At 61.3% G+C, this 20,693-nt stretch carries 16 protein-coding genes; 8 read left to right on the plus strand and 8 right to left on the minus strand.

What is annotated here, in order from left to right; all coding sequences use genetic code 11:
• Window positions 1-129: 129 nt before the first annotated feature.
• The 3 genes from MUN79_RS03975 to MUN79_RS03985 are packed head-to-tail and all read right to left on the minus strand — an operon-like array spanning window position 130 to window position 4,345.
• Window positions 130-612 carry a T9SS type A sorting domain-containing protein gene (locus MUN79_RS03975; RefSeq protein ID WP_244676494.1) on the minus strand — a complete coding sequence of 161 codons (483 nt, stop codon included), beginning with the start codon at window positions 610-612 and terminating at the stop codon, window positions 130-132.
• Complete coding sequence (locus tag MUN79_RS03980; protein WP_244676495.1) at window positions 594-2,219, minus strand: Ig-like domain-containing protein; 1,626 nt, start codon at window positions 2,217-2,219, stop codon at window positions 594-596. Before MUN79_RS03980 ends, MUN79_RS03975 begins: the two co-directional genes overlap by 19 nt.
• Window positions 2,186-4,345: a family 16 glycosylhydrolase gene (locus tag MUN79_RS03985; protein ID WP_244676496.1), complete on the minus strand. Its 2,160-nt coding sequence runs from the start codon at window positions 4,343-4,345 to the stop codon at window positions 2,186-2,188. The genes MUN79_RS03980 and MUN79_RS03985 overlap by 34 nt, the downstream gene beginning before the upstream one ends.
• Window positions 4,346-5,014: 669 nt before the next feature.
• On the opposite strand from MUN79_RS03985, the gene MUN79_RS03990 reads away from it, so the two are divergent.
• The 6 genes from MUN79_RS03990 to MUN79_RS04015 all read left to right on the plus strand — a co-directional run bounded on the left by MUN79_RS03990 (window position 5,015) and on the right by MUN79_RS04015 (window position 13,013).
• Window positions 5,015-5,692 carry a response regulator transcription factor gene (locus MUN79_RS03990; RefSeq protein ID WP_244676497.1) on the plus strand — a complete coding sequence of 226 codons (678 nt, stop codon included), beginning with the start codon at window positions 5,015-5,017 and terminating at the stop codon, window positions 5,690-5,692.
• Between the two features lie 141 nt (window positions 5,693-5,833).
• Window positions 5,834-6,817 (plus strand): histidine kinase dimerization/phospho-acceptor domain-containing protein, encoded by a 984-nt coding sequence (locus tag MUN79_RS03995; RefSeq protein WP_244676498.1) that lies wholly within the window; start codon window positions 5,834-5,836, stop codon window positions 6,815-6,817.
• Window positions 6,818-6,834: 17 nt separating this feature from the next.
• Window positions 6,835-7,131 carry a sensor histidine kinase gene (locus MUN79_RS04000; protein ID WP_244676499.1) on the plus strand — a complete coding sequence of 99 codons (297 nt, stop codon included), beginning with the start codon at window positions 6,835-6,837 and terminating at the stop codon, window positions 7,129-7,131.
• 169 nt (window positions 7,132-7,300) lie between these two features.
• The gene (locus tag MUN79_RS04005) at window positions 7,301-8,581 is read left to right on the plus strand and encodes a TolC family protein (protein ID WP_244676500.1); all 1,281 of its coding nucleotides are present in this window, start codon (window positions 7,301-7,303) and stop codon (window positions 8,579-8,581) included.
• Between the two features lie 32 nt (window positions 8,582-8,613).
• Entirely contained in the window at window positions 8,614-9,717 is a 1,104-nt protein-coding gene (locus tag MUN79_RS04010; protein ID WP_244676501.1) for an efflux RND transporter periplasmic adaptor subunit, read from the plus strand.
• Between the two features lie 122 nt (window positions 9,718-9,839).
• Window positions 9,840-13,013: an efflux RND transporter permease subunit gene (locus tag MUN79_RS04015; protein ID WP_244676502.1), complete on the plus strand. Its 3,174-nt coding sequence runs from the start codon at window positions 9,840-9,842 to the stop codon at window positions 13,011-13,013.
• A 74-nt stretch (window positions 13,014-13,087) separates the two neighbouring features.
• Here the strand turns inward: MUN79_RS04015 and MUN79_RS04020 are convergent, their stop codons facing one another.
• The 5 genes from MUN79_RS04020 to MUN79_RS04040 all read right to left on the minus strand — a co-directional run bounded on the left by MUN79_RS04020 (window position 13,088) and on the right by MUN79_RS04040 (window position 16,898).
• On the minus strand, window positions 13,088-14,596 hold the full coding sequence (locus MUN79_RS04020; protein WP_244676503.1) for a M28 family metallopeptidase: 1,509 nt from the start codon (window positions 14,594-14,596) through the stop codon (window positions 13,088-13,090).
• Between the two features lie 104 nt (window positions 14,597-14,700).
• A complete protein-coding gene (locus tag MUN79_RS04025; RefSeq protein ID WP_244676504.1) occupies window positions 14,701-15,378 on the minus strand; it encodes a response regulator transcription factor in 678 nt (225 codons plus the stop codon).
• Between the two features lie 73 nt (window positions 15,379-15,451).
• Entirely contained in the window at window positions 15,452-15,955 is a 504-nt protein-coding gene (locus tag MUN79_RS04030) for a sensor histidine kinase (protein ID WP_244676505.1), read from the minus strand.
• Complete coding sequence (locus MUN79_RS04035) at window positions 15,859-16,224, minus strand: histidine kinase dimerization/phospho-acceptor domain-containing protein (protein WP_244676506.1); 366 nt, start codon at window positions 16,222-16,224, stop codon at window positions 15,859-15,861. The genes MUN79_RS04030 and MUN79_RS04035 overlap by 97 nt, the downstream gene beginning before the upstream one ends.
• Window positions 16,161-16,898 carry a hypothetical protein gene (locus MUN79_RS04040; protein ID WP_244676507.1) on the minus strand — a complete coding sequence of 246 codons (738 nt, stop codon included), beginning with the start codon at window positions 16,896-16,898 and terminating at the stop codon, window positions 16,161-16,163. The genes MUN79_RS04035 and MUN79_RS04040 overlap by 64 nt, the downstream gene beginning before the upstream one ends.
• Window positions 16,899-17,041: 143 nt before the next feature.
• Here MUN79_RS04040 and MUN79_RS04045 point away from each other — a divergent pair, with 143 nt between their 5' ends.
• Window positions 17,042-17,824 carry a GLPGLI family protein gene (locus tag MUN79_RS04045; RefSeq protein ID WP_244676508.1) on the plus strand — a complete coding sequence of 261 codons (783 nt, stop codon included), beginning with the start codon at window positions 17,042-17,044 and terminating at the stop codon, window positions 17,822-17,824.
• A 9-nt stretch (window positions 17,825-17,833) separates the two neighbouring features.
• A complete protein-coding gene (locus MUN79_RS04050) occupies window positions 17,834-20,635 on the plus strand; it encodes an outer membrane beta-barrel protein (RefSeq protein ID WP_244676509.1) in 2,802 nt (933 codons plus the stop codon).
• Window positions 20,636-20,693: the final 58 nt, after the last annotated feature.

The raw sequence follows: 20,693 nt of genomic DNA on the forward strand, positions 1-20,693 counted from the left end.
GAAGTGCCGGAAATAGAAACGGGACGGGAAGATCCCGCCCCGTTTCGGTGAAGCCCACCCAGGGTCTTCACCTCTCCCATTTACTATTGTGAAGCACTGCCAGCGGTAGTCATCAGGCTGGGCATGCGCTTAATTCTTCATGATTTTTTGCACCTCTACCCCACTGCCGCTCTGCACGGTCAGGAAGTACACGCCGCCGGGCAGCGTGCTCAGGTCCAGGGTAGCGGTGGAGGCCCCCGCGGCGGCCGTCAGGGTGCGAACCGTAGCCCCATGCACATCCGTCACGGTCAGGCGGTGAGCCGAGGCGCCGCGTAGCTCTACGGTCAGAGCTTTAGTCACCGGGTTGGGGTAAGCGGCGCTCAGCACGCTGCCTTTCGTAGTGGTGGCAGCCAAGGTCGCCTGGGCCGGCGCGCAGGTAGTACCCACAGTATAGCTGTGCGGGGTGGCGCTGGAGTTACGCTCGGTGCCGCTGGTTCCTACCCGGTAAGTGAAGTAGAACGACAGGGCTGCACCGGCCATCTGGGGCTGGGAAAACACGAAGTCGGAGCCCGATGCTGTCATGTTATACCCTGCGTAGCCGCCGGTGCCCACTTTCACATACAGCAGCGCCATATTGCTGCCCGCAATGGAGTAAGCGGCACAAACTTCCAGCTTACAGTCCCGTTGGTGGTGCTGACCTCATAGCGGTAGTCGCCGTTGGCCACCGTACCGCCGCACACCGTGCTGCTGGTGCTGGCCGGCGTGCCGTACACTTCCAGCTCGTAGAGCGAGTAGCCATAGGTAGTGCCGCGGGCAGTACCATAGATGCGCACGTAACGCCCGGCGCCGCTTAGGCCGGTGTGGTCATTAGTCAGCGTGGTATTGCCGGTTACAGTTTTCACGGTAGTCCAGGAAGCCGCGTCGTTGGAAACCTGCACCAGGTAGTCTTTGCCGTGGGCAGCTTCCCAGCTCAACTTTACCCGGCTCACGTTGTAGCGGGCACCGAGGTCCACGTAAATCCACTGCGGATCGGCCCAGGCGCTGGCCCAGCGGGTAGTAGCGTTGCCGTCCACGGCCAGGGCGCCGCCAAACTCAGGCGCTTCGGTAGAGGACGTCGTAGTGGGCTTGTTCAAGGCCAAGTTGGTTCCGCTCGGGGCCCCGGCTACAGTGATGCTCACAGCTGTCGAGGTGGTAACGGCCCCGGCGTTGTCGGTGGCTTTGGCCGTCAGGGAATATGAGCCGGCAGTAGCTCCGGTCCAGCTGAAGCTATAGGGAGCCGTCAGGTCTTCGCCCAACTTAGTGGTGCCCTGGAAGAACTCGACTTTGCTCACCGCCCCGTCGGCGTCGGCGGCGTTGGCGGTAATCGTCACGCTGGCCGGAGCCGTGAAGCTGCTGCCGTTGGCTGGGGCCGTAATGCTGACCGTAGGAGCCGTGTTGCCGGCTGCGTTTACCGTTACGCTCACGGCCGAGGAAGTCGTGGAAGCCCCGGCATTGTCGGTGGCTTTGGCCGTAATCGAGTAAGTACCAGCTGCCACGCCCGTCCAGGTGTAGCTGTAGGGGCTGCTCGTATCCGTATTCAGAAGCGTGCTGCCGTTGTAAAACTCTACTTTGGCCACGGTGCCATCGGAATCAGCGGCGTTGGCACTGATGGTAATGCTGCCCGGGGCCGTAAACGTGGCTCCACCGGCTGGCGAAGTCAGGCTAACCGACGGCGCAGCGTTGGTAGGCGGCGGGGTGCCAGTCTTGACCAGGCTGCGGATGTTGTCGATGTGGTAAGTAGCGCTGGTCGTCGAGTTGGGAGCAAACAGGAACACGAGCTTGTCCACGTCGATGTCGGCCGTGCCCAGGTCCGGGGCGCTGGCGAAAGTGAAGGTGAGCGTGTGCCAGGCGTTGGTTTGCTTCACGGCAGCCTGATAGATGCTGTGGCGGCCGGTGGGGTAGTTGCCGGTATTCGACTGGGCCACATTTTCCAGCTGGCAGGAAACGACCGTGCCGACGGGCGCCGTTGTGTACAGGTCAATGGCAAACACCTTGTCGCCCTTCTTATAAGCGCTGCCGTCTTTGATGGCACCGGTGCGGAAGGAAAGCACGTCATACGTAGCCGTGGCGTTGCGGGCGTAGCGGCCCACCCGGGCAGAGGTGTTGGGGGCTACAGCGGCCGGGTTAGCCACCGTGGGCGTGTAGGTACCGTCGGCGCTGAGGAAGGTCAGGTTGTGCGTGGCCTCGTAGTCCTCAAACATGGTTCCGGCCGTGTAAGTTGGGGTGCCGCATACTTCGCCACCCGGATGTTGTCGACATAATACGTGTCGCTGGTGCGGGAATTGTTGGCAAACAGGAAAGCTAGCTGGTCGATGCTCACGTTGGCCGTGCCCGCGTCGGGCGACGAGGTATAGGAAAAGGCCAGGGTTTCCCAACCGTTCTGTTTGGTAGTGCGGGCCTCGTAGCTGCTGTTGCGGCCGGCCGGGTACGTGCCAGCAGCGGCAGCCTTGTTCTGCAGGTTCAGCACCACCGGCGTTCCTACGGGCGCTGAGGTGTAGACGTCCACCAGAATCTGGTTGGTTTGGTCCTTAAACAAGCTGGCATCCTCAATTACACTGCCCGGCGTGCCGGCCGTAAAAAACAGAACATCATACTGTTCCACCGAGTTGCGCACGTACCGGGCCACTTTAGCCGAGGTGTTGGGCGCGGTGGCACTGGGGTTGGCCACCGCCGGCGTGTAAGCGCCATTGGTTAGCGTAGCGTCGAAGGTAATCCGGCTGGTGCCGTCGTAGTTTTCCAGAACGTCGGTGGCTACAACCGGCGCGTCGGGCTTCTTCTTGACCAGGATGTTATCCAGGTAGAACGTAGCGCCCGAGGTAACGCCCGGCTGAAACAGGAACACCACGTTGTCGATGTCATACACGCTGGTGCCGGCGTCGATAACCTTCTCAAAATCAAACTCTAGCGTTTCCCAGGCGTTTTGCCGACTGGTAGTAGCGTAGTAGGAGCTTTGCCGGCCGGTGGGGTAGTTGGTAGCCAGTACGGTGCGGCTGTTTTCAAACTGCATGGTAATCTTGCTGCCTACCGGCGCAGTGGAATACACGTCCATGTACACCTTGCGGCGGCCGGCGGCAAAGTCGGCGGCATTGCTTACGGTCAGGCCGCGCACGTACAGCACGTCGTACTGCTCAGAGCCATTACGTACGTACCTGCCGACTGTGGAAGACGTGTTTGGGGCGGCCGGGGCCGGGTTGGCAGTGGTCTGGGTCAGCACCCCGGTCATGGTGCCGTAGGTCAGGGCACGGTTAGCTTCGTAGTCTTCATACACCCGGTCGAGCTGCAAAGGGGTGCTTACCGTTACGACCTTGGTGTAAGTCGTAGCCGCACAGCCATTTACTGCCACACTAGCCGTTACGTCGCCGCCAGTAGTCCCCCAGTTTACCTGGATAGAGCTGGTGCCCTGCCCGCTGGTAATGGTGGCGCCGGCCGGTACCGTCCAGCTATAAGTCGCGCCGGCAATGGGGTCGAGGCGGTAGGTTTTGCCCTGCTCACCCTGGAACACCTGTCCGTCGCCGTACACGGCATAGTTCGAAGGACCGGTATACACCCGCACGTAATCCACCTGGGTGGTGCTGGGGTAATCAGCGGGATTAGGAGCCGTGTTGCCGGTGAACGGCGTGCCGGGGCCTCCCACAGCCGTATTCAGAATCAGGTAGTAGTTGTTGGTGTTGAAAGGCCAGGCGTTGCCGAAAGTTGTAGCGGGCGAGGCCGTGTGGTAGAGCGTGCCGTCCACAAACCACTTGATCTGGTCGGGGCCCCACTCGATGGTATACACGTGAAAATCAGCCGACAAGTCAACCGTACCGCTGTACTCCCGACCCGTGAAGTGCCAGCCGCCCGCGTCGTAGTGAATGGTACCCGCCACCGACTTCGGATTCTTGTGCTTGGCCTCCATGATGTCAATCTCGCCGGTGTAGGGCCAGTTGCCGGGGTCGGCCAGCATCCAGAAGGCGGGCCAAATACCCTGGGCCGAAGGCAGCTTCATGCGGGCTTCAATCTTGCCGTACTTGAAGGTTTGCAGGGCGCCGCTGGCCGTTTTCGACTGCAGCTTGGCGGAGGTATAATTGTAGGTGCGGCCGCCAACTACCGTGTTTTCGTACCGGGTGGCGATGTTCAGAAAGCCGCCCGTGACGGTTGCATTGGCGGCCCGGTAGGCTTGCAGCTCGGCATTGCCGAAGTTGCAGTTGCCCACGTTGCAGCCGTCGCCCTCGTACACCTGCCACTTACTCAGGTCACCGGGCGTATTGAATTCATCGGCCCACACGAGTTGGTTGCACTGAGCCCACACTGCGGCTGGAGTGCCAAACAGGCATAGGGCCGTCAGCATAAGCTGTCGGACACTTCGGCCCCATAAAGTCGGGGCGTCGTGCGCCGCCCGTTGTGCGTAGAGTTGAGTTCTCATATTGCTTAAGCTGGATTGGTGGGGAATCAGCATTGAGACCGTAGCCCGGGCGGGCCATAGCAGCAATAGGTGGGATGAGACAAGGGTAGAAAGCAGAGCGGAGGTAAACAGAGCAGAGTGCAAAAGCTCGAACACCTTAGAGCGTCAGATTCGGGAGTTAAGTCTTAAGCCGGCTCTGACTGATCCTTGCGGAACAAGGTGCCACAAACGTTTGCGGGAGGTCAAATATTCAGACGTTGTTTGGGAAATGCAAACCTAAAAACCCTCTCTTTTGCCTTTAAACGACGTTTTTAAACTTGCATCACACGTAACCTATACACTTATAGCACACGCAAAGTCCCTTCTTGCTTCTTTCCACCCGGTTCTGTCTTTGCTTCCTGCCCCAGATAAAAAACAATGAAATTCCTCCCTGTTTCGCCTGATTTTTATGCAATTAATTTTTCGTGCCCTCCAATTTCCTTCCTTCTTGGCAGTAATTGTTTGGAACTGCAGTAGCGTGGTCCGTGGCTTTCACTTTTCCTGTTCCTTATATCTGGATTCTGTTTTGACCTTAGGTAACAAGAGATTATCCGGCACCTATAGTACCTTGGACTCATGAAAATCCTACTCGTGGAAGACGAGCCGAAAGTTTCCGCCTTCATCCGGCGCGGCCTGGAAGAGGAGAACTATGAGGTTGAAGTAGCCTACGACGGTCGTTTCGGCCGGCAGCTGGCATTGTCTCACGCTTACGAGTTGATTATTCTGGATGTCATTCTTCCCCACTTCAGCGGCTTGGAGGTCTTGCAAGCTATCCGGGCCCAGGACCAGCAGGTTCCCATCCTGATGCTCACGGCTCTGGGCACTACCACCGACAAGCTGCAAGGCTTCGATGGGGGCGCCGATGACTACCTCGTCAAGCCCTTCGACTTTTCGGAACTCTTGGCCCGGGTGCGGGCCCTGACCCGCCGACGCGGCCACGAATCCAAAGGGGCCACGCTTACTTTGGCTGACCTAATCCTGGATACTGCCGCCAAAACCGTTACCCGCAGTGGGCAGCCCATCAAGCTTACAGCTCGGGAGTTTGGTTTACTCGAGTTGTTTATGCGGCACAAGGGCCGGGTCCTGAGCCGGGCCGAAATTGCGGAGAACTCCTGGGAAGACTCCCTCGATTCCGGCTCCAACGTTATTGACGTGTACGTCAACTACTTGCGCAACAAAATCGACAAAGGCTTCGACTCAAAGCTAATTCATACCGTGGTAGGAATGGGCTACGTGATGCGCGAGGAAGCATAGACTATTCACTAGGGCCCGGCCGGAACCCATTCATCTTTGTAGCACACTCTTCACCTTGGCGCCATAAACCGTGACAATCCGCAACCGCCTGACCTGGCTATTTTTGGGAATTGTTGCCGTGATTTTGCTGGCGGCTATGGGGTGGTATATATTCTGCAGGCCGACTACACGCACGAGGAGTTTCACCAGCGCCTGCGCGACCGGGCCGAAGTGACGGGCTACGTGTTTCTGGAACAGGATGAGCTGCGGGCCGAGGCCTTTCGGGAGTTTCAGCGCCGTTACCTCCGCACCCTGGTGGGCGAGGTGCTACAGATTTATGATGCCCGGCTGCAGCCCCGCTTTATTGAGCAGGACCGCCGCATCAATATTCCCGACCATATTCTGGCCCGCATCCTGACCGAGAAGGAAGTGTACTTCGATATTGGGCCGCGGCAGGCAGTAGGTATTTTCTACCGCGACAATCAGGGCGAGTATATTATTGTGGCGGCAGCCGAAAACCTGTCAGGCCGCAAGCGGCTGGAACACTTGACCACTATTCTAGCCTGTATCTTCGCGGGTAGCCTGGCCGTTATTTACGTGGCCGGACGGGTATTTGCCGGCCGGGCCCTTGCGCCCATTGCGGCCGTCAACGACCAGGTAGACCGGATTACGGCCCACGACTTACACCTGCGCGTGGATGAGCAAGGCCTGAGCCGCAGTGAGCAGGACGAAATAACCCGCCTAGCCCGCACCTTTAATAGAATGCTCGAGCGGCTGGAGGAAGGCTTCCAAGGTCAGCGCACCTTCGTCAGCAACGCCTCCCACGAGCTGCGTACTCCCCTGACGGCCACTATCGGCGAAATTCAGGTGCTGCTTAACCGGGACCGGGAGCCGGCCGCCTACCGGGAGGCGCTGACTTCCGTGCTGCAGGAGCTGCAACACCTTAAGTCCTTGCTCAATAACCTGCTGGAGCTTACCCAAACCGAAGGTGCCGCGGGGTCAGGCGAGGAAATCCGGCTTGACGAGCTGCTCTGGGAGGCCCGGGAAGCCTTGCCCCCGGCAGTGCGCCGCCGGGTCCAGATTACGATGGGCGAACTGCCCCAACGCCCGAGCAGCTGGAACTCAGGGGCAACCGTCAGCTGCTAAGCCGGGCCCTGACCAACTTGCTCGACAACGCGCTAAAGTATTCCGACAACCAGCTGGTGCTCGTGCGTTTCGGCTATGAGGGTGCTCAGGTCCATATCCGTATTGAGGACCGGGGAATCGGTATTGCGCCCACCGATATGAGTCACATCTTTCAGCCTTTCTTTCGCGCCGACAACGCGCGGTCTGTGGTAGGTCACGGCGTGGGACTGCCCCTGGCCCGGCGCATTATCGAGCTGCACGGGGGCAAGCTGCTCATTCGGTCCCGGCTGGGAGCCGGAACGGTAGCCGAAGCAGTATTTTCACCAGGGCGCTAATCGGCTTTTCGGTTGCCACTCGATTTTATTTGCTGTAAAAACCGCCCCTAAACGGGTAATAATCGGCTTTTCGGTAAAATATTTGGCTTCTAACCTGTTTCTAATGCCCCTCTAATTCGGGCCTAATACGGCCGGCGTACTCTTGCATATCAATCTTCCTAACCAGGATATGCAACGCCTCCTCTCTCTGCTGCCGGCTCTGCTGCTGACCAGCGCCACCTACGCCGCCGGGCCGGTTGCCGCCCCCGACACAACTCAGCTGACCCTACCCCAGGCCGAGCAGCGCTTCGTGCAAAACAACCTGGCCCTGCTGGCCCAGCGCTACAACGTCACGGCGGCCGAGGCTCAGATTGTGCAGGCCCGCCTCTGGGACAACCCCACGGTCAGCGTCGAGCAGAACACCTACAACCCCCAGACCCGCAAGGTGCTGGACGTGACGCGCACCGGCAACACCACCGTGCAGGTGCAGCAGCTTTTTGCGCTGGCCGGCCGCCGCAAAGCCGCCGCGGGCGTGGCCCAGCAAAACGCTCTGGTCGAGCAGTTCACCTTTGAAGACCTGCAGCGCAATCTGCGCTACCAGCTGCGTACTACCTTCTATGATCTGTACTTCAAGCAGCAGACCATCGGGGTGTACGACCTGGAAATCAGTACGTTCCAGCGCACTGTGGCCCAGTACCAGAGCCAGTACGACAAAGGCAACATTGCCCTGAAGGAGGTGATTCGCCTCAAAGCCTTCCTGTTTCAGCTTCAGAACGAAAAGCAAGCCCTGCTGGCCGACCTTGCCCGGCAGCAGGCTGATTTCCATGTGCTGCTGCGCGACGACTCGGGCACTTACTACCGGCCGGTGGCGGCCCCGAATGCCCTGCGCAGCCTGACGCTGGGCGCCTATACCGAGCAGCAACTCACCGATTCGGCCCTGGTGCAGCGCGCCGACCTGAAAGCCCGTCAGGCCTATGCCGAGCAGCAAGCCCGAAACCTGCGCCTGCAGCGCGCCCTGGCTACTCCGGACCTGGCCCTGGGCTACGCCTACGACCGGGCCGGTAACTATATCCAGAACTACAACGCCGTGACCGTAGGGCTGGCCGTGCCCCTGTTCAACCGCAACCAGGGCAATATCCGCACCGCCCGGGCCCTCATTGAGGGCAGCAAGGCCCAGGCCGACCAGCAGCAGCTCGTGGTGCAAACCGACGTGCGCCAGGCCTACCAGCTGGCCCGCCAAACCGACCAGCTCTACCAAAGCTCCAGCCGCGACACCGGCGACTTTGACCGGCTCATCGGCGGCATCGAGCAGAGCTACGCCAAGCGCAACCTGACCACCGTGGAGTTTCTGGACTTCTACGAGAGCTACAAAAACAACCTCGTGCAGCTCAACAACCTGCGGGCCAGCCGGGTGCGGGCCTTCGAGCAGCTCAACTTTGCCGTGGGCCGGCCGGTGTTCAAAGCCGAATAGCCTGCCTCCTGATTTCTTCTAACCGACATTTCATGCCAACTCCTATGAACCGCTTTGCCCCTCTCCTGCCCCTTGCCCTGAGCCTTGCGCTGACCGGCTGCTCCCAATCCGAAGCCGAAGTTCAACCCAAGCCGGAAGCAGGCTTTTCGTTGTCGGATACCATGCTGCGCGAGCTGAAGACGGACACGGTGCGCGCCGAGCCGGTCCGCAACGAGCTGACGCTTTCGGGCCAGATTGCCACCGACGGCGACAAAACCGCCAAGGTATTTCCGCTGGTAGGCGGCGTGGTGGAAGACCTGCGCGTGGAACTCGGCGACTACGTGCAGAAAGGGCAGGTGCTGGCCATTATTCGCTCGGGCGAAATTGCCGACCTGCAAAACCAAGGCAGCGCCGCCGGCACCGACCTCGACATTGCCCGCAAAAATCTGGAGGTGCTCGAAGACCAGTATCAGGCTGGCCTGGCCTCGGAGCGCGACGTGACCCTGGCCCGCAAGGAGTTGCAGAAGGCCCAGGGCAATGTGGGCAAGTCGCGCAAGCAGCTGGGCGTCTACGGCGTTTCGGCCGACGGCAAGTACACCATCAAGGCCCCGATTTCGGGCTTTATCACGGAGAAGAATGTAACGGAGAACATGCAGTACAACGACGACAACGTCAGCAACTTCTTCACCATCGCCAACCTCGACGAGGTCTGGATTATGGCCAACGTGTTCGAGTCGGACATTGCCAAGGTCAAGGAAGGCTACGCCGCCGACGTGACCACCCTCTCCTACCCCGACCAGCACTTCACGGGCAAAATCGACAAGGGTTTCAACGTGCTCGACCCCGACTCGAAGGTGATGAAGGTGCGCGTGAAGCTCGCCAATCCCGGCTACCTGCTCAAGCCCGAGATGTACGCCCAGATCAAAGTGCTGAACACCGAAAACCGGAAGATGCTGGCCGTACCGGCCCAGGCCGTCATCTTCGATAAGGACCGAAACTACGTGATGGTCTACAAAAACCGCCAGCAGGTAGAAACCCGTGAGGTGAAGGTGGATAAAACCGTGGGCGAGGTCAGCTACCTGACCTCGGGCGTGCAAGCCGGCGACGTGATTATCGCCAAAAACCAGCTCCTCGTCTACAACGAGCTGAACAACTAACCTTTAAGCAGGCAGCAGCCCACCGCCAGTACTCGCCCGCGCAGGGCTGACGGCTACTGCCGTGCCGTGCAGGAGCCCTTGCGCCCATCGGCTCCCGGCTTTCCACCTCTCTGTCCTGATCTATGAATAAGTTCATTCAAGGCATCATCGCCTTTTCGCTTAAAAACCGCGGGTTCGTCTTTCTGATGACCATCTTGACCATCGTGGCCGGGGTGGTGAGCTACCGCCACACGCCCATCGAGGCCTTTCCCGACGTGACGAACACCGAAATCACCATCATTACCCAGTGGCCCGGCCGCTCGGCCGAGGAGGTTGAGAAGTTCGTGACGGCGCCCATTGAAATCGGGCTCAACCCGGTGCAGAAGAAAACGAGTGTACGTTCCACCTCCCTCTTCGGCCTGTCGGTGGTCAAGGTCATATTCGACGACGGCGTAGAAGACTTTTTCGCCCGGCAGCAAGTCAACAACCTGCTGGCCGGCGTCGATTTGCCGGACGGCCTCGACCCGGAAGTGCAGCCGCCCTACGGGCCTACCGGCGAAATTTACCGCTACACCCTGGAAAGCCCCGGCAAAACGGCCCGGGAGCTGAAAACCATTCAGGACTGGGTGGTGGAGCGCAATCTGAAAGCCGTGCCCGGCGTGGCCGACGTGAACAGCTTTGGCGGCGAGGTAAAAAGCTACGAAATCAGCGTGAACCCCACCAAGCTCCAAACCTTCGGCATCACGCCCCTCGACGTGTACGAGGCTATTCAGCGCTCCAACATCAACGTGGGCGGCGACGTGATTCAGCAGGGCCAACAGAACTTCGTGGTGCGCGGCATCGGGCTGCTCAACAACATCGGCGACATCAACAATACGGTCATCAAGAACGTCCACGGGGCCCCGATTCTGATAAAGAGCGTGGCGGAGGTGCAGGAATCGGCCTTGCCGCGGCTGGGCAAGGTGGGCCGGGGCCTGAACGACGACATGGTGGAAGGCATCGTGGTGATGCGCAAGGGCGAAAACCCGTCCGAGGTTATTGCCAGCCTGCAGGCCAAGGTGCAGGAGCTCAACGAGAAGATTCTGCCCCGCGACGTGCAGATCAAGACCTTCTACGACCGGCAGCAGCTTATTGACTTCAGCACCGAAACCGTGCTCCACAACCTGCTCGAAGGCATTGTGCTCGTCACCGTCATCGTGTTCCTGTTCATGGCCGACTGGCGCACCACGGTCATTGTGTCGGTCATTATTCCGCTGGCTTTGCTGTTTGCCTTCATCTGCCTGCGACTCAAGGGTATGTCTGCCAACCTGCTCAGCATGGGCGCCATCGACTTCGGCATCATCATCGACGGGGCCGTGGTCATGGTGGAAGGACTCTTCGTGGCCCTCGACCACCGGGCGCACAAGGTGGGCATGCCGAAGTTTAACAACCTGGCCAAGCTGGGCTTGATCAAGAAAACCGGCCGCGACATGGGCAAGGCCATTTTCTTTTCCAAGGCCATCATCATCACCGCTTTGCTGCCGATTTTCTCCTTTGAAAAGGTAGAAGGCAAGATGTTCTCCCCCCTGGCCTGGACCCTGGGCTTTGCCTTGCTCGGCGCCCTGATCTTCACCCTCACGCTGGTGCCGGTACTGACGAGCATTCTGCTGAAGAAAGACGTGCGGGAAAAAGACAACTTCTTCGTTCGCGGCATCAATCGTGGGGCCCAACGCTTCTTCCGCCTGACGTATGGCCACAAAACCTTTAGCCTGCTGCTGGCGGCGGTGGTGGTAGCCGGAGGCCTGGGTGCTTTCCGGCTGCTGGGCTCGGAGTTCTTGCCCGAGCTCAACGAAGGCTCGATTTACGTGCGGGCCCAGTTGCCGCTGAGCATCGGGCTGGATGAGTCGAACAAGCTTTGCAACGAGATGCGCCAGGTGTTTCTGTCCTATTCTGAGGTGTCGGACGTGGTCAGCCAGACCGGCCGCCCCAACGACGGCACCGACCCGACAGGCTTCTACAACAACGAGTTCCTGGTCCAGATCAAGCACACCAAGGAAGTGCAGGACAAGATGAAGCATGCCGCTTACCGCGAGCAGCTTATCGAGAACATGAAAGGCCAGCTGGCCCGCTTCCCCGGCGTCAACTTCAACTTCTCCCAACCCATCATGGACAACGTGGAGGAAGCCGCTTCGGGCGTGAAAGGCTCCATTGCCGTCAAGATTTACGGCACCGACCTGCAGTTGATGGAAAACAAGGCCGGCGAGGTCTACAACGTCCTGAAAAGCATCAACGGCGTCGACGACCTGGGTTTGCTGCGCAACATTGGGCAGCCCGAGCTGCACGTGGAACTGGATGAGCAGCTCATGGCCAGCTACGGCGTGAACAAGGCCGATGCCAACGCCGTGCTCGAAATGGCCGTGGGCGGCAAGCAGGCCACCCAGCTCTACGAGGGCGAGCGAAAATTCCCGGTGCGGGTGCGCTACGAGAAGCAATACCGCCAGACCCCGGCCGAAATCAGCCGCCTGATGGTGCCTACCCAGTCGGGCAAAATGGTCCCGATTTCGGAAATCTCCCACATCGGTCCCGTCAACGGCCCCTCCCTGATTTACCGCGACGACAACAAACGGTTTTCGGCCGTCAAGTTCAGCATCCGGGGCCGCGACATGGGCTCGACCATCGAGGAAGCCCAGAAAAAGGTGAATCAGGTGGTGAACTTGCCCAAAGGCTACTCCATGAAGTGGACCGGCGACTTCGAAAACCAGCGCCGTGCCACCGAGCGCCTCATGCAGGTGGTGCCCATCTCGCTCGGCCTCATTTTCTTCATCCTGTTCATTCTCTTCGGCAACCTCAAGGACGCCGGACTGGTGCTGCTGAACGTGCCCTTTGCCATCATCGGCGGCATCGCCTCGCTGCTGCTCACCCACACCAATTTCTCGATTTCGGCCGGCATCGGTTTCATTGCGTTGTTCGGTATCTGCATTCAGAACGGGGTCATTCTCATCACCGTCTTCAAACAAAATATGCTCCGCAAGATGAGCCTCGACGCCAGCCTGCAGGACGGCGTGACGAGCCGGGTGAGGCCCGTGGTCATGACGGCCCTGATGGCCACTATCGGCCTGCTGCCGGCCGCGCTCAGCACCGGCATCGGCTCCGAAACCTCCAAGCCGCTGGCCATCGTCGTTATCGGCGGCCTGATTACCGGCACGATCCTGACGCTGTTTATCTTCCCCTCATTTTCGAGCGGGCTTACCGCGCCGAGCACAGCAAATACGGCCCCCAGGAACCCGAGACAGTACCGGAGCCCGAGCTGGCGCTGCACCACTAGCAGTTGTCAGTAGTATAGTATCATCAAAAAGGCCGACAGATTTGCTCTGTCGGCCTTTTTCGTTGTCTATAGTCTGGCCAGGAAGCCTTACCGCTCCAGCTTAGCCCCGGGGTCTACCGTTACCCGCTGGACAGTGTTCGATACGGCCCAGCCTGTGGCGTACATCCAGCGCGTCATGCGGGCCAGCTTGGTGATGTCGATGCGCGAAGCCTCGTCCTTGGGCGTGTGGTAGTCGGGGTGCAGCAGCGTGGTGAAGAACAGGGCCGGAATGCCGGCCCGCACGTAGGGCACATGGTCGCTGCGAAAGTACCAGCCCTCGGGGTGCTTGGGGTCGTCCCAGGAGGTGTCGATGGTAAACTTGGCGAACTGCTCATTGGCTTTCAGCGCCATGTCAACCAGGGGTGTAGAGTTGCGGTGCGGACCGGTAGAGCCGAGCAGCGCTGCCGAATCGGGGGCGTTGCGCCCGATCATGTCGCCATTGAGCACGGCTACGATGGACGACTTGGGCACGGTGGGGTGTTCGGCGTACCAGCGCGAGCCCAGCAGACCACGCTCCTCGGCCCCGTGCCACACAAACAGCGCCGAGCGTTGGCCGGGCCGCTGTTTCCAGGCCCGGGCAATGGCCAGCATAGCCACGCTCACTGTGGCATTGTCGTCGGCCCCGTTCCAGATAGAGTCGCCTTCTACCGGGTCCCCGACGCCGTCGTGGTCGTGGTGGCCGCTAAACAGCACGCTTTCCTGCCGCAGGGCGGCATCAGCCCCGGGAGCCCGGGCAATGACGTTCACGGACGGATAAAGGAAGGTGTTGGCATCGAGCTCGGCTTTGAGCTGGGCCTTGCCCGACTTAAGCGGAGCCCCAGCGGCCTGCCGCACCAACAGCACAGGCACGGTGGGTGCGGCTGTCGCCATGGCCGGCAGCTGGTAAACTCCATCCTTATAGCGGTGCCCCACAAACCCCAGCTGCGGCTCGGCGGTGTTATCGGCCACGAGCACAATGGCGGCCACTCCTTGCCGTCGCAGCACCGTGGTTTGCTGATTCAGGGCGGCCAGAATGTAGCGGAAGCCCCAGAGGCTCATTTTGGGCGCGGGCAGCGGCCGGGGAGGCAGCAGCGTCATGGCCACCACCTTGCCCCGCAGACTTCCCCGGGCCGTGTCGGCCAAGGAGTTGAGCCAGGTGACGGGGGCATCCAGGCGGGATTCGATGGGCGCCGTCACCCAGGCGTCCTGCCACAAGGCCAGGGGCTGCCCGTTGATGCGCACCTGGGTGGTAGCGGCCACGGTAAGCCGGCGCAGCGGGTAAAACTGAAAGTAGGTTCCGTCGTCGCCGGCGGGCTCCAGGCCAAGCTGCCGGGCCCGCTCAGCCACCCACACGGCGGCCCGCAGTTCATCGGCAGTGCCGGCACGGCGGCCCCGCAGACTGTCGCTGGCCAGCTCAAAGAGGTCTTTGCGCAATTCGGCTTCCTGAATGGCGTCGAAGGCGGGTGGGGCAGTGGCGGCAATGGGCAGGCGGGCACAACCGGCAAACAGGCTGCCTACCAGCAGCAGGGCGGTCAGGATTTGCGCCGGCACAGCCAACGGCGAGGAAAGTTTTTTCACGGAGCAGCAGACAGAAAGTGGAGCCTGACCAGGCAGGCAGCGGCAAGCTACTACCGCCAAAGTGTTGTACGCAACCCAGGCTTGTTCCGACCACTGCTCCCCGCTCAGACGATAAGCTTGTAGCCGATGCCGCGGATATTGAGAATTTGGACCTGGGGGTCATCCTTGACGTAGCGGCGCAGGCGGGTAATAAACACGTCGAGGCTGCGGCCATTAAAGAAACTGTCGTCGCCCCAGAGCTCCCGCAGCACGGTGGTGCGCTCCAGCACCTGGTTGCGCTGGTCGTAGAGGCGCTTGAGCAACTCAGCCTCCCGGTTGGAGAGGTCGGCGCTGTGGCCGTCCAGGCAGAGTTTCTGCTTGGGATAGTCGAAGCGGTAACGGCCGATGGGCAGCGGGCCGACCGGTGCCGGGGCTGCGGCGGGCTGCCGGCTCAGCAGGGCATGGATGCGCACGATGAGCTCGTCCATGCTGAAGGGCTTTTTCAGGTAGTCGTTGCCGCCCAGCTCGAAGCCGTGCACCACGTCGGCGGTTTGGGAGCGGGCCGTCAGGAAGATGATGGGCACGGTCTGGTTCTGGGTCCGAATCTGGCGGGCCAGCGCAAACCCGTCGAGCTTGGGCATCATCACGTCGGCCACCACAATGTCGGGCGGGCCGGCCTGAAACAGGCGCAGACCTTCTTCCCCATCGGCGGCGTATTCTACCCGGAAGCCGCGCACCTCCAGGCTGTCTTTCACAATAAGCCCCAAGGCGGCTTCGTCTTCAATGAGCAGAACGGTAGGCATTTCCGGAGCAGGTTACTTAATCAGTAGAAATCTGGTTTCCCTCCTATAAGATAAGCAGGAGAGTTGTCGTGCCTTAGGCCGGAAGCCAGAAGGAAAATTCGCTGCCCTGCTCCGGCTCACTGCGCACCTGAATCTGGCCCCCGTGGCGCTCCACTACCTGACGCACGTAGTAAAGCCCCAGACCGAAACCCTTCACGGCGTGCAGGTTACCGGTCGGCACCCGGAAGAACCGGTCGAAAATTGCTTCCTGGTAGGACCGCGGAATGCCGATACCGTCGTCGGTAACGGTGAGGCGCCAGCCGCCGTTTTCCGCCTCGCCCCGGATACCGATGGTAACCTGCTCGCCGGAGTACTTGATGGCGTTGTCGATAAGGTTGCTGATGACGTTGCCCACGTGCAGCCGGTCGAAGCGCACGGGGCCGGTGGCGGGCAGGCTCACCTGAAAGCGCACCGGCTTGGGGGCCTTCAGCTGATGCCGGGCTACCAGCTCCTGCACCAACTCGGCGGGCTGCACCGGCTCGGGGTGCAACTCCAGGGTCTGGCGCTCTTCCACGGCAATGGTGAGCACCTTCTCCACCAGGTCGGACAGGCGCTGGAGCTCCTGCCGGGAAATGGCCAGGTACTGCTCGGTTTTCTGCGGGTCGTGCAGGGCCCGAAGTGCTGCAGGGCCTCCACCGCCGCCGACACCGTCGCCAGGGGCGTTTTCAGCTCGTGGGTCATGTTGTTGATGAAGTCGTTCTTGACTTCCGACAGCTTTTTCTGCTTGAGAATAGTAGTCAGCATCAGCCCAAAGCAGCCCGTGGTGAGGCCCAGCAGCAGCACCGAGCCAGCCAGCAGCCCGCCCATGCGGCGTAGCACATAGGAAGTGGGGCCCCAAACGAGGCCTGCACGTACTGGTCGCGCACGGGGTTGAGCAGCATCGGCGGCGTGCTGAAGGCCCTGTTTGGCGACTGAGGCGGCTGTACAAACCGCACTATTTGTACGCCCCCTCTTCGGGCGAGCTGGGGGCGAATGGTGAGCGTGTCGAGGGTGAAGGGCGCGTCGGCCTGGCGCAGGCGCAGCTCGGTCCGGTAGGCCCGGGTAAGCTCGGCCAGGTTTACGGGGCGCTTATCCGACCAGTCGTGGAGCAGTAGCTGGGTCAGGTTGCGGGCCAGCGTGTCGGCGGCGGGCAGCGGGCCGGGGCGGCGGCGTAGCTCCCGTTGCACGCTCACAGTTTGCAGCTGGCCGTCAGCAGTGGTGGTTTGGCGGGTAGTAGTCAGCTCTAGCTGGTCGGGGCCACCTTCGCCGAGCTGGCGCACAAATACGCGCACGGGCTTTTTGCCGGCACCGGCGGGCAGCAGCTCCCGGGCCTGACGCAACTGCTGCTGCAGCAGCACGGTGCGCAGCGCCTCGCGCGCGGTGCGCTCCAGCTGGGAGTTGGTGAGCTGGTAGGTGTTGTAGAGCCAGTACGCCTGGAAGCCGTTGATGCCCAGAATGCAGAGCGTCATAAGCCAGAAGATGGAGCGGATGCGCCGTTTCATGGGGCGGGAGGGCTAAAGGTCGAGGACGAAAATAGCTGGTCCCGAGGGGTTTTGGTGGCCCGTTAACACTGTTTAACATTCTATAACAGTGCTTAACACGCCAAAGCCGGAGGTTTGAGCCATCAACTATCTGCTCATTTCCCATGAAAAAGCTTTTCCTCCTACTTAGCGCCAGCACCTTGCTGCTGCTGACCCGCGCCCAGGCCCAAACGGCGGGCCTCATTCAGTTCGAAGTAACCCAGAAGGTGGACCCTTCGCAAATGCGGGTGGTAATCAACGGGCAGGCAGTAAAGCCCGGCAGCCCCGATTTCCCCGCCGACATTTCCGACGTGCGCAGCTTTCCCATGACGCTGAGCTTCGCCGGAGGCTTTGCCAAGGAAGAACGCCAGAACGCGGCCATGCGCACCGTGGTGGAAGGCGGCCCCGGCGCGGCCCCGCAGGTCACCAACCTGGGCCGGCCCTACGAGGAAGCGGTGTACGTGAACCTGGCCGAAAACAAGCTCACCACGGTGTTGACCATCAAAAAAGGTGAGGTCACGACCAGCTACCGTACCGACGCGCCCTTCAGCAAAGCTCCCGGCTGGCAAACGACCGACCAAACCAAGAAAATTGCCGGCTACACCTGCCGCAAAGCCACCGTGCCCTTCAAGCAGGAAACCTACACCGTGTGGTACACCACCGAGCTGCCCTTCACCTACTCGCCGGTAAAAGAACTACTGCCCGAGAAAGGCGTGGTGCTGGCCCTGGAAGGAGCCCGGGAACAGTACCGGGCCACCAAGGTGAATCTGAAAGCCGTGGCCGAGGCCGAAGTAAAGCCTACCGCTGAGGCTCAGCTGGTAACGGCGGCCCAACTGCAGGACCTGCGCGAAAAAGCCCGGGCCGACTTCCGGCAGCGCCTCTTCGACCAGGAGCAGCGCGGTAACTAGGCTCCGGCAATGCGCTTTTTCCTGCTTCTCCTGCTGGTCGGACTCCTGGGCAGCCCGGCCGCCCGCGCCCAGAAAGCGCCGACCGGCAAAGGCACTATCACCGGTACCGTCGTCGACTCGGTAAGCGGCAAGGTGCTGCGCGAGGCGTCGGTGTCGCTGCTGGCCGCCCGCGACTCTTCGTACCTGACCTTCACTATCACCGACGGCGACGGGCAGTTTGGGCTGCGCAACGTAGCCCCGGGTCAGTATCTGGTCCTCATCACGTTTCTGGGCTACAAAAGCCGGCTCGTGCCAGTGCGCGTGGCCGAAGGCAGCCCTACCGTAACGCTGGGCGTGCTGCCGCTACGGGCCCAGTCGCACACGCTGGGCGAGGTGGTAGTGGAGCAGGAACGGGCCCCGGTGGCGGTGCAGGGCGACACGCTGGCTTTTAGCGCCCGGGCTTTCAAAACCCAGCCCAACGCTGCCGTGGAGGCTTTACTTAAGAAGCTGCCGGGCGTGGAAGTCGACCGGGCCGGCAACATCCGGGCCCAGGGCCAGGCCGTGAGCCGGGTGCTGGTCGATGGCAAGCCCTTCTTCGGCGACGACCCCAAAATGGCGACCCGCAACCTGCCCGCCGACATCATCGACCAGGTGCAGCTCTACAGCCAGCGCAGCGACCAGGCCGCCTTTTCGGGCATCGACGACGGCAACCAGCAGCGCACCCTGAACCTAGTAACCAAGCGCGACAAGCGCCGGGGCTACTTTGGCACTAACAGCGCGGGCGCAGGCACCAACGGCCGCTACCAGACCCGCCTGGGCATCAACCGCTTCAACAACGGCCGGCAGATTTCGGCGCTGGGCATGGCCAATAACATCAACCAGCAGGGCTTTTCCGACAATGGCGGCCCGGCCACGGTTTCTGTGGGGCCGCCGGCCAACGGGCCGGGCGGGGGCACGGCCCGCGTCCGGGTGGGAGGAGGCAGCCGCGCCGCCAGCTCCGACAACGAGCAGCCTGATAACATACTGGAATCGGGGGCGGTGGGGCTCAACTACCGCGACGCCTGGGGCAAGCGGGCCGAGGTGGCGACCAGCTACCTGGGCAGCCGCACGAACGTGGTAACCGACCAGCAGAGCCGGCGCCAGAACGCCACGGCCGGACCCGACCAGGCCGGCGAAGCGGCGGCCCCTCTGCTGACCGACCAGCATCTGTATTCGCGCGAAACCACGCCCGGCCACCGCTTCAACCTGCGCCTCGACTACACCTTCGACTCCCTGACCACGGTGCGCCTCACGCCGTTTGGCTCGTGGCAGCGGCTGGAGCAGGAGCGCCGCAGCGAGCAGCAGACCGCCCGCGCCGGGCAGCTGCTCAATCAGGGCCAGGTGCGCTACACCAGCCGCACGCCCGGCTGGAACGGGGCCAACAACCTGCTGCTCATGCGCCGGTTTCAAACCACGGGCCGCACCTTTTCCCTGAACCTGAACACGACCCTCAACGACCAGCGCGAGCAAACGCTCAACCAGGCTGCCAACACGCTGTATGCCGAAGACGGAACGGCCCGCAACCGCAGCCTTGACCAGCAGATCGGGGAAAGCACGGCTGGCCTGACCAATGTGCTGAACCTGTCGTGGACCGAGCCGCTGTCCTTAACGCGCAAGCTGGAAAGCCACTACAACCTGACGGCTACTCAGGACCGCGCCAACCGAACCGTGCTGGACTACCGCGAAGCTACCGGCCGCTACGACGCCCTGAACCCGCTGCTGAGCAATCAGTTTACCAGCCAGTTTGTGGCCAACAGGGCCGGCCTGCTGCTGCAAACGCGCCGCCTGCGTTACACCTACAGCCTGGGCCTCGATGCCCAACAGTCGGGCCTGCGGGTGCAGAACCAGACGGCCGACTCCGTGCTCAGCCGCCGCTTTCAGCACTTGCTGCCCAACGCCCTGCTTAGCTACAACGGCAGCCAGAGCCGCACGCTGCGCCTCAACTACCGCACCCGGCTGAACGCGCCCACGGCCACTCAGCTGCAGCCCGTAGCCGACAACTCCAACCCGCTCACTATTCAGGTGGGCAACCCCGCGCTGCGGCCCGAGTACGTGCACGCCCTGGTAGGCTCCTTTTCGCAATTCAATGCCCGTACTAACCGCAGCCTGTTTGCCCGCCTCGACGCGGCCCAGGTGCAGGACCGGATTGTAACCTCCACGTATTTCAGCGCCGCCGGCGTGCAAACCACCCGGCCCGTGAATGCCGACGGCTACCGGGTCCTGAATGGCTTTCTGGCCTGGGGGCAGCGGCTGGCAACGCACAAAGTAAACCTGAACCTAACCACCAACGGCAGCCTGACCCGGGGCCGCAGCTTCGTCAACGATGCGCCGAACGTGGCCCGCACCTGGAGCCTGGGCCAGGGCCTAAGCCTCAACTCTACTTACAACGACCGGCTGGAATTCGGCTTCAGCGCCAACCTGACTTATCAGAATGCCCGCTATTCCCTCTTGCCCGAGCAGAATACGGCCTACTTCACCCAGACGCTCACGGCCGATGGGTTTTACCAGCTGCCGGGCCACGTGGTATTGACTTCCGACGTGTGGTTTGTGAACAACTCAGGCCGGGCCGCTGGCTATAACCAGCGCGTGGGCTTGTGGAACATGGGCCTGGCCAAGCAATTCTTAACCAACCAGCAGGGCGAGCTAAAGCTGCAGGTGTACGACATCCTGAACCAGAACCGCAGCGTGGTACGCAACGTGACGGACACCTACCTGGAAGACGTGCGCAGCCGGGTGCTCACGCGCTACGTGCTGCTGAGCTTCACATATACTCTGCGCAAATTCGGGGTGTAGCGGCAGTGGATTCCCGGCCCGGTATTCGCTGATTGTGAGAGGAAAGAACCTGTTAGCC

Origin of the sequence: Hymenobacter cellulosilyticus, from assembly GCF_022919215.1 — a bacterium.
GTDB classification, from domain to species: domain Bacteria; phylum Bacteroidota; class Bacteroidia; order Cytophagales; family Hymenobacteraceae; genus Hymenobacter; species Hymenobacter cellulosilyticus.

What these genes read in the sequence shown, in the direction of transcription:
- MUN79_RS04035 (WP_244676506.1), bottom strand. Translation starts at nt 16,224, where the DNA reads ATGGGCGGGCTGCTGGCTGGCTCGGTGCTGCTGCTGGGCCTCACCACG.
- MUN79_RS04025 (WP_244676504.1), bottom strand. Translation starts at nt 15,378, where the DNA reads ATGCCTACCGTTCTGCTCATTGAAGACGAAGCCGCCTTGGGGCTTATT.
- MUN79_RS04010 (WP_244676501.1), top strand. Translation starts at nt 8,614, where the DNA reads ATGCCAACTCCTATGAACCGCTTTGCCCCTCTCCTGCCCCTTGCCCTG.
- MUN79_RS03990 (WP_244676497.1), top strand. Translation starts at nt 5,015, where the DNA reads ATGAAAATCCTACTCGTGGAAGACGAGCCGAAAGTTTCCGCCTTCATC.
- MUN79_RS04015 (WP_244676502.1), top strand. Translation starts at nt 9,840, where the DNA reads ATGAATAAGTTCATTCAAGGCATCATCGCCTTTTCGCTTAAAAACCGC.
- MUN79_RS03980 (WP_244676495.1), bottom strand. Translation starts at nt 2,219, where the DNA reads ATGTTTGAGGACTACGAGGCCACGCACAACCTGACCTTCCTCAGCGCC.
- MUN79_RS03975 (WP_244676494.1), bottom strand. Translation starts at nt 612, where the DNA reads ATGGCGCTGCTGTATGTGAAAGTGGGCACCGGCGGCTACGCAGGGTAT.
- MUN79_RS04045 (WP_244676508.1), top strand. Translation starts at nt 17,042, where the DNA reads ATGAAAAAGCTTTTCCTCCTACTTAGCGCCAGCACCTTGCTGCTGCTG.
- MUN79_RS04050 (WP_244676509.1), top strand. Translation starts at nt 17,834, where the DNA reads ATGCGCTTTTTCCTGCTTCTCCTGCTGGTCGGACTCCTGGGCAGCCCG.
- MUN79_RS03985 (WP_244676496.1), bottom strand. Translation starts at nt 4,345, where the DNA reads ATGCTGACGGCCCTATGCCTGTTTGGCACTCCAGCCGCAGTGTGGGCT.
- MUN79_RS04005 (WP_244676500.1), top strand. Translation starts at nt 7,301, where the DNA reads ATGCAACGCCTCCTCTCTCTGCTGCCGGCTCTGCTGCTGACCAGCGCC.
- MUN79_RS04040 (WP_244676507.1), bottom strand. Translation starts at nt 16,898, where the DNA reads ATGAAACGGCGCATCCGCTCCATCTTCTGGCTTATGACGCTCTGCATT.